This window comes from Kitasatospora sp. NPDC058190 (assembly GCF_042883685.1).
Classification (GTDB): domain Bacteria; phylum Actinomycetota; class Actinomycetes; order Streptomycetales; family Streptomycetaceae; genus Kitasatospora.
Genome location: NZ_JBHVVI010000152.1, coordinates 1 through 8,449, shown reverse-complemented (window position 1 = coordinate 8,449; position 8,449 = coordinate 1). Strand labels below are relative to the sequence as shown.

Sequence of the window (8,449 nt, the reverse complement as noted above, 5' to 3'; positions counted from 1 at the left end):
GCGCAGCACGGCCGCCTCGCCCGCGTACTGCTCCAGGCAGCCGCGGGCGCCGCAGGCGCACCCGGGGCCGTCCGGGTGGACGGGGAGGTGGCCGAGTTCGCCGGCGAAGCCCCGGGCGCCCCGGAACAGCCGCCCGTCGATGACCAGGGCGGCGCCGATCCCGGTCTCGGCGGAGACGTGCACGAAGGTCTCCACGGGCTGCCCGGCGTTCCAGTACTCGGCCAGCGCCCCGAGGTTGGCCTCGTTCTCCGGTTCGGGCACGGTGTCCGCGTCCGGCCAGTGGTCACGGAGCCTGACACCGCGCCAGCCGAGGTTGGGCGCACGCTCGACCAGTCCGCCGGGTTCGTTCGGCACCACCCCGGGCACGGCCAGGATCCGGCCCTCGACGCGCAGCCCCAGGGTGGCGGCCTCCGCCTCCGCCGCAGTGGCCAGCGCGGCGACCTCCGCCAGCACTTCCCCGGCCGGCCGGCCCGCGTTGGCCCGCTCCACCCGGCGCCACACGCGCGGCTCGCCCCGCAGGTCCACCACGCACGCGCCGAGGTGACCGACGCCGATCTCCAGGCCGAGGCCCGCCGGGCCCTCGCCGCTCACGGCCAGCGCCCGTCCGGGTCGGCCGGGGCGTCCACTGGCGGTGGCCGCCGCCTCGGTCACCGCGCCGCGCCCGATCAGCTCGTCGACCAGCGAGGACACGGCCGCCCTGGTCAGCCCGACGCGTCCGGCGACGTCCGCGCGGGAGAGCGGGCTGTGCGCGGCGACCGCGCCGAGAACCACCGCGAGGTTCTGCCGGCGCATGTCCTGTTGCGACGCGGGTCCGTTCTCCCCGCTGCTGCCCACCTTGCCGACCACCGTCACGCGCCGCTCCTCCTACCGGTCCTCTGCCGGAGCGCCCTGCAAGGCCCCGGCCCGACGCAGGGTATCGCCGATCCGCATCAGCGCCTCCTCGTCCTTCTTCACCGGGTCCAGTACCGGGCCGTGGGCCGTCCGCCAGCGGCGGGCCACCGCGTCGGCGGGCTCACCGGTGAGCAGCGCGGCCGCTTGGGCGGCGGCGCCGAGCGCGACCAGTTCCTGCGCGTCGGGCACCTGGACGGCCCGGCCGGAGAGCCGCAGCACGGTCCGCTGCCAGGCCTGCCCGCGGGCGCCGCCGCCGATCAGCAGCAGCGGCTCGTCGCCCGCCGGGTCCGCGCCGCCCGCGCGCAGCACGCCGTCCAGCGCGGCGAGCAGGGCGTGGGCGGCGCCGTCGTAGGCGGCCTGGAGCAACTGACCCGGGGTGGTGTCGTGGCGCAGCCCGTGGACCAGGCCGGAGGCGCCCGGGAGGTCCGGGGTGCGCTCGCCGTCCAGGTAGGGCAGGACGACCGCGGTGCCGCCGTCCTCGACCTCCTCGCGGCCGCGGCCGCGGCCGAGGAGGGTGGCGAAGCGGTCGACGGCGCGGGTGCAGTTGAGCGTGCAGGCGAGCGGCAGCCAGGCGCCGAGGGCGTCGGCGAAGCCGGCGACGGTGCCGGTGGGGTCGGCGGGCCTGGTGCGGCCGACGGCGTAGACGGTGCCGGAGGTGCCGAGGCTGAGCACCGGCTGCCCGGGGAGCAGGCCGAGCCCGAGGGCTGCGGCCATGTTGTCGCCGGTGCCGGTGGCCACCGGCGTCCCTTCGCGCAGCGCGGTGCCCGGGCGCACGACGCCGGCCCGTGTGCCCGGCGCGAGGACCAGGGGCAGCAGGGCCGGGTCGAGGCCGACGCGGTCGAGGACGTCCTTGTCGTAGCCGTCCGGCCCCCACCAGCCGGTTCCCGAGGCGTCGCCCCGGTCGGTGACCGCCTCCCCGGTCAGCCGCTCGGTCAGGAAGTCGTGCGGCAGCCGGACGGCGGCGACGCGCTCGGCGGCGGCGGGCTCGTTGGCGCGCAGCCAGGCCCATTTGGGGGCGGTGAAGGCGGCGGTGGGGACGCTGCCGGTGCGGCGGGCGAGTTCCGCCGCACCGATGGCGGCCTGGAGTTCGGCGGCCTGGGGCGCGGACCGGACGTCGTTCCAGAGCAGTGCCGGGCGGACCGGCGCCCCGGACGCGTCAAGGGTGACCAGGCCGTGCTGCTGGCCGCCGATCGAGACGGCGGCCGCGCGGTCCGCCCAGCCCGTTGCCGCCGCGGCCTCGCCGAGCGCCCGCCACCACTGCTCGGGGTCGCTCTCGCGGCCGGCGCCCGTGCTGACGGTGTGCGGGGCACGGCCCTGGCCCAGGACGGCGCCGGTGTCGAGGTCGACGGCGAGGGCCTTGGTGGACTGCGTCGAGCTGTCGAAGCCGATCACGACACGTTGCTCAGCCATGCGTTCCTCCGGAGGGGTTCCTTCTGACGTCTCGGCATACTAATTTGTTGAGAGCCCTGACAAACACCCCCTGGCATTGATCCGGAGCCGCTCCATGTCCAGCGACCCGCTCACCCCCACCCCCGCGCACAAGTTCACCTTCGGCCTGTGGACCGTCGGCTGGCAGGGGCGCGACCCCTTCGGCGACGCGACCCGCCCCGCCCTCGACCCGGTCGAGACCGTGCAGCGACTGGCCGAACTCGGCGCCTACGGCGTCACCTTCCACGACGACGACCTGATCCCCTTCGGCGCGGGCGACGCCACCCGCGAGAACACCGTCAAGCGCTTCCGCGCCGCGCTGGACGCCGCCGGGCTGAAGGTCCCGATGGCGACCACCAACCTGTTCACCCACCCGGTGTTCAAGGACGGCGCCTTCACCGCCAACGACCGCGATGTGCGCCGCTACGCGCTGCGCAAGACCATCCGCAACATCGACCTGGCTGTCGAACTCGGCGCCTCGGTCTACGTCGCCTGGGGCGGGCGCGAGGGCGCCGAGTCCGGCGCGGCCAAGGACGTGCGCACCGCGCTCGACCGGCTGAAGGAGGCCTTCGACCTGCTCGGCGAGTACGTCGAGCAGCAGGGCTACGACCTGCGCTTCGCGATCGAGCCCAAGCCCAACGAGCCGCGCGGCGACATCCTGCTCCCCACCGTCGGCCACGCCCTGGCGTTCATCAACGAGTTGGAGCGCCCCGAGCGGGTCGGCCTCAACCCGGAGGTCGGCCACGAGCAGATGGCCGGGCTCAACTTCCCGCACGGCATCGCCCAGGCCCTGTGGCACGACAAGCTGTTCCACATCGACCTCAACGGCCAGTCCGGCATCAAGTACGACCAGGACCTGCGCTTCGGCGCGGGCGACCTGCGGCAGGCCTTCTGGCTGGTCGACCTGCTGGAGTCGGCCGGCTACGACGGCCCCCGGCACTTCGACTTCAAGCCGCCGCGCACCGAGGACTTCGACGGCGTGTGGGCCTCGGCGGCCGCCTGCATGCGCAACTACCTGCTGCTGGCCGAGCGTTCCCGCGCCTTCCGGGCCGACCCGGAGGTGCGGGCCGCGCTCGTCGCCTCCCGCCTGCCCGAACTGGCCCTGCCCACGGCCGGGGACGGCCTGGCCGGGCTGCTGGCGGACCGCTCCGCCTTCGAGGACTTCGACGTCGACACCGCCGCCCGGCGCGGCATGGCCTTCGAGCAGCTGGACCAGCTCGCCCTCGAACACCTCCTCGGCGCCCGCTGAGCAGGGGCGCGGCTGCGTCGCCCTGGAACTCGGTCCCGGGCCGTCTCCCACCGCCCACGTGGCTCGCTACTGCCGAAGAGTCCATTCGGCGGTCACGCTCCGCAAGGCGGAGCCCGGCCCAGCCAGGTCCGCACTGCGAGCCGGGCCCGGCGGTACTACGCGACGCGGGCGGCGCGGCCGGGCCCCCGGCCGCGACCGGAGGAGCCCTGCTGATCGCGGCCGGAGGCGGCTCGGGTCTCGCCGGCGGCATGAGCGGGGCGGCCGCGGCGGCCGCGACTCGTGGACGGGCTGCGGCGCGGCCGCTCGACGACGGGGTCGGCGATCACGGTGGGAATGCCGGTGGGCACGCGGGCGCCGGTGATACGGGCCAGGTCCTCGTCGCCGGCGAGGACCCTGGTGGTGACGGGGGTGATGGCGGCCGTGGTCATCATGCGGGCCATCGCGCGGCGCTGGTTGGGCAGGACGAGGGTGACGACGGTGCCGGACTCGCCGGCCCGGGCCGTGCGCCCGCCCCGGTGCAGGTAGTCCTTGTGGTCGCCCGGCGGGTCCAGGTTGACGACCAGGTCGAGCCCGTCGACGTGGATGCCGCGGGCGGCGACGTTGGTCGCGATCAACGCGGTTACCTGGCCGGTGCGGAACTGCTCCAGGGTGCGGGTGCGCTGGGGCTGGGACTTGCCGCCGTGCAGGGCCGCGGCCTTCACGCCGTTTGCGAGCAGGTCCTCGACCAGGCGGTCCGCACCGTGCTTGGTGTCGATGAACATGATCACCCTGCCGTCGCGGGAGGCGATGTGGGCGATCGTGGCGTTCTTGTCGAAGTTCTGCACGTGCAGCACGTGGTGCTCCATGGTGCTGACCGCTCCCGCGGACGGGTCCACCGAGTGTGTGACCGGGTCCTTGAGGAAACGCCGCACCAGGCGGTCGACGTTGCGGTCCAGGGTGGCGGAGAACAGCATGGTCTGGCCGCCTTCGGCGACCTGGTCGAGGAGCTCGGTGACCTGGGGCAGGAAGCCCATGTCGGCCATCTGGTCGGCCTCGTCGAGCACCGTGACGCCGACCCGGTCCAGTCGGCAGTCGCCGCGCTGGATCAGGTCCTTGAGCCGTCCCGGGGTGGCCACCACGACCTCCGCCCCGCGGTTCAGCAGCCATGCCTGGCGACTGATCGACGTCCCGCCCACCACGGTCGCCATCCGCAGGTGTACGGCGCGGGCGTAGGGGGTGAGTGCCTCGGTGACCTGCTGCGCGAGCTCGCGGGTGGGAACCAGCACCACGGCCAGCGGGTAACGCGGCTCGGCCCTCTGCCCGGCGGTGCGAGCCAGCACGGCGAGGCCGAACGCGATGGTCTTGCCGGAGCCGGTCCGGCCTCGTCCGAGGAGGTCGCGCCCGGCCAGCGAGTTCGGCAGCGTTGCGGCCTGGATCGGGAACGGCGTGGCGACGCCCTGGCGGGTCAACGCCGACAGCAGCGCCTTCGGCATGTCCAGCTCGTCGAAGGACTCGACGGCCGGCAGCGCCGGGGTGGTGCTCACCGGCATCGCGAACTCGCCCTGCGCGGAGGGGCGTCGGCCTCCGGCGGGCCGGGCGCCGTAGAAGGAGCCGCCACCAGAGCGGGAGCCGGCCGCGGAGCGGAAGCCGGCGTTGGGGTACGAGGAGCGACTGGAGCGGGCCATGCGGGAAACCTTCCTCGGGGCGGCACGTCACGAGGAAGGCTCCGTGGCGCGGGGCGCCGGGTGGAGACCGCAAGGGAACGGGCCGGAAGTGTGACGGGCGGAGCGCGGACGGCGGAACCGTGCGGCACGTCACCTACGGTCGGCGCTCACCGCGGAGGGCGGGAGCGAAGAACCTCGAACCGTGAACTGTCACGGCAGGGCGCCGATCCGGACGCGGCGCTGTGCGTCTCGCGTGGGGATGGCCGCCGGTGGCGGAGCCAGGAGCCTGGACGGCCGGGAAGATGCGCCGTGGCGCGATGACCGAGGGGCCCGCACCGGGCATGTGCGCGGTGCGGGCCCCTCGCTGCCAGGCGGGTGCCGTGGCAGAGGAACTACAGCGGGCGAATGTTCTCGGCCTGCGGGCCCTTCTGGCCCTGCGTGACGTCGAACTCGACCTTCTGGCCCTCAAGCAGCTCACGGAAGCCGTTGGCGTTGATGTTCGAGTAGTGGGCGAAGACGTCGGGGCCGCCACCCTCCTGCTCGATGAAGCCGAAGCCCTTCTCCGAGTTGAACCACTTCACAGTGCCATTAGCCATAGAAAAATCTCCTTCAAGGGACTGTTCGAAACACGCACAGCGCGGGCTTCGAGTCACCGCATGGAGCGCCCACCGGGGAAGAGCCGGGGAACAAAAAATGCGCCTGCAATACATCAGCAGGCGCACACAAAGTTCATGGGAACCACTACTGCAACTACCTCGACTGTAGCAGGCCACGGCCCGCCGCGGCGGGATTTTTCACTCGCGGTTTCGCGGAGGCCGTCCCGCGGGGCAGCCGTTCCGAGCCCAGTGAACCGTGAACACACGTCAGCAGCAAGCCACTTGAGCAGGTGCCCGCACCCCGGCGGGACCGACTGACCCCAGCGGGATTTCCGCGGTGCGGAGCGCCCGCCCCGCCGGCGGCATTTCGCGGTCCGGCTGGAAATTCTCCGCGCCGGACATTCCCACGCCCGCGCTACCGGGCACATACTGGACGGGATGACGAAATATTCAGCAGGTCGCCGTCCCCTGCCCAGCAGCCCCTTCAAGCCCCAGGTGGAGGCACCACGCAAGCACTTCGCCGTCGGCGACCGGGTCACCCACGACGGGTACGGCCTCGGCCGGGTCATCGGCGTCGAAGGTGACGGCGACATCGCGGTACTCGTCGACTTCGGATCACGACAGGAACGCGTCACCCAGCCGTACACCGCGATGTTCAAACTCTGACCCCAGCGCCCGCGCCCGCCGTACGACCCACCCACCTGCACCTGCACCTGCACCTGCACGTCGCTCGCATCCCGCAGGGCAGCTTCGGCCTGCCACACACCGGGGGCACGTACCGCATCGCCATCGCCGACGTCAGCAGCTGGACGGTGGGAGACCTCAGGTACTCCGACCAGTGGCACCTCGACCGGAGCACCCCGCTCGCGTCCGCACTCGAGCACGAGCAGCAGGGCCGAGTAGAGCCGGTAGAGCACCATCCGGTGCCGGAGGGCGGGGCCAAAATCGAGGCTGCCGCCGACTTCGGTGTAACCGGCGACGAGCTCGCCGCTCGTGGTCGATCAGTCCGGTGATCCGGGCGGGCGTGGCGTTTGGTGCGGCTCTGCATGGACACTTCCGGCGTCGGTCGGGCGGAAAGCGGGAAGGGGGCGGGGCCCCGCGCGCCCATGCGGTGACGAGCGGGGCCCCGCGTCCGGGGCCGGCTTCAGGCCGGGTAGGGCAGCTCGGCCTCAACGGTGCCGGCCGGGCAGACGTGCAGGGCGCCGTCCGGGCCGCCGATCCTCAGCTGCCACGGGTGCGGGCTGTCGGTGGTCACCCGGAGGCGGTCGCCGGTGCGGCACAGGTGGAAGCGGGCGGTCTCACCGGGGCCGTCGCTGCGCGGGATCACGACGGTGCGCTCGGCTCCGTCCGCGAAGGCGTGGACCCGCAGTTCGACGCCCTCCGCCCAGGCGGACACCGGGCGCTGGTCGTCCGCGCCGAGCGGGATGACGGAGTCCGGGCGGGCGAGCAGCGGCAGCGTGTGGAAGCCGTGCTGTTCGCGCACCCAACGCGGGCCGGTGACCTGGTCGCCGGTCAGCAGGTTGGTCCAGGTCCCCTCGGGCACGTAGTACTCGACCGTGCCGTCCTCGGTGAAGACCGGGGCGACGAGCAGGTCGTCGCCGAGCAGGTACTGCCGGTCGAGCGTGGCGGCGGCCGGGTCGTCCGGGAACTCCAGCACCATCGCGCGCATCACCGGGAGGCCGGTGGCGTGCGCCTGCTGGGCCGCGCGCTGGAGGTAGGGCGCCAGGCGGTGCTTGAGCAGGGTGAACTCGCGGGTGACCTCGACGGCCTCCTCCCCGAAGTCCCACGGCACCCGGTAGGACTTGCTGCCGTGCAGCCGGCTGTGCGAGGAGAGCAGGCCGAACTGCGTCCAGCGCTTGAAGACGGCGGGCGTGGGGGTGCCCTCGAAGCCGCCGATGTCGTGGCTCCAGAAGCCGAAGCCGGACAGGCCGAGGGAGAGTCCCCCGCGCAGCGACTCCGCCATGGCGTTGAAGTGCGACTCGCAGTCGCCGCCCCAGTGCACCGGGTACTGCTGGCCGCCCGCGGTGGCGGAGCGGGCGAACAGCAGCGCCTCACCCTCCCCGCGCTCCTCGCGGAGCAGCTCGAACACCGCCTGGTTGTACAGGTGGGTGTAGTAGTTGTGCATCCGCTCGGGATCGGAGCCGTCGTGCCACACCACCTCGGTGGGGATGCGCTCGCCGAAGTCGGTCTTGAAGCAGTCCACGCCGACGTCCAGCAGGGCACGCAGCTTGTCGGTGTACCAGTCGCGGGCGGCGGGGTTGGTGAAGTCCACCAGGGCCATGCCCGGCTGCCACAGGTCCCACTGCCAGACGCTGCCGTCCGGACGGCGCACCAGGTAGCCCTCGCGCATGCCCTCGGCGAACAGCTCCGACTTCTGGGCGATGTACGGGTTGATCCAGGCGGAGATGCGCAGCCCCTGCTGCTTGAGCCGGGCCAGCATGCCGGCCGGGTCCGGGAAGGTGTCCTGGTCCCACACGAAGTCGCACCACTGGTACTCGCGCATCCAGAAGCAGTCGAGGTGGAAGACGCTGAGCGGGATGCCGCGCTCGGCCATGCCGCCGACGAAGCGGTTGACGGTGGCCTCGTCGTAGTCGGTGGTGAAGGAGGTGGTCAGCCACAGGCCGAGCGCCCAGGCCGGGGGC

7 protein-coding genes are annotated in these 8,449 nt (G+C 73.2%); 2 read left to right on the top strand and 5 right to left on the bottom strand.

Going from position 1 to position 8,449, the window contains the following annotated elements; translation table 11 throughout:
• Both ACFVWU_RS39875 and xylB read right to left on the bottom strand, forming a co-directional pair.
• Nucleotides 1-792 (bottom strand): ROK family protein (locus tag ACFVWU_RS39875; RefSeq protein WP_387630438.1); only part of this gene is annotated, 792 nt, incomplete at its 3' end.
• Between the two features lie 72 nt (nucleotides 793-864).
• Nucleotides 865-2,301: a xylulokinase gene (gene xylB / locus ACFVWU_RS39870; protein WP_387630424.1), complete on the bottom strand. Its 1,437-nt coding sequence runs from the start codon at nucleotides 2,299-2,301 to the stop codon at nucleotides 865-867.
• A gap of 94 nt (nucleotides 2,302-2,395) precedes the next feature.
• Here xylB and xylA point away from each other — a divergent pair, with 94 nt between their 5' ends.
• Complete coding sequence (gene xylA / locus ACFVWU_RS39865) at nucleotides 2,396-3,568, top strand: xylose isomerase (RefSeq protein WP_387630422.1); 1,173 nt, start codon at nucleotides 2,396-2,398, stop codon at nucleotides 3,566-3,568.
• Between the two features lie 155 nt (nucleotides 3,569-3,723).
• On the opposite strand, the gene ACFVWU_RS39860 is transcribed toward xylA, so the two are convergent.
• Nucleotides 3,724-5,232: a DEAD/DEAH box helicase gene (locus tag ACFVWU_RS39860; RefSeq protein WP_387630419.1), complete on the bottom strand. Its 1,509-nt coding sequence runs from the start codon at nucleotides 5,230-5,232 to the stop codon at nucleotides 3,724-3,726.
• Nucleotides 5,233-5,603: 371 nt separating this feature from the next.
• Nucleotides 5,604-5,807: a cold-shock protein gene (locus tag ACFVWU_RS39855; RefSeq protein WP_045694210.1), complete on the bottom strand. Its 204-nt coding sequence runs from the start codon at nucleotides 5,805-5,807 to the stop codon at nucleotides 5,604-5,606.
• A gap of 438 nt (nucleotides 5,808-6,245) precedes the next feature.
• Here ACFVWU_RS39855 and ACFVWU_RS39850 point away from each other — a divergent pair, with 438 nt between their 5' ends.
• Nucleotides 6,246-6,473, top strand: a complete 228-nt coding sequence (locus tag ACFVWU_RS39850; protein WP_387630416.1) for a hypothetical protein — start codon at nucleotides 6,246-6,248, stop codon at nucleotides 6,471-6,473.
• 478 nt (nucleotides 6,474-6,951) lie between these two features.
• Here ACFVWU_RS39850 and yicI read toward each other — a convergent pair.
• On the bottom strand, nucleotides 6,952-8,449 hold a 1,498-nt coding region (gene yicI, locus ACFVWU_RS39845; RefSeq protein WP_387630414.1), incomplete at its 5' end, for an alpha-xylosidase.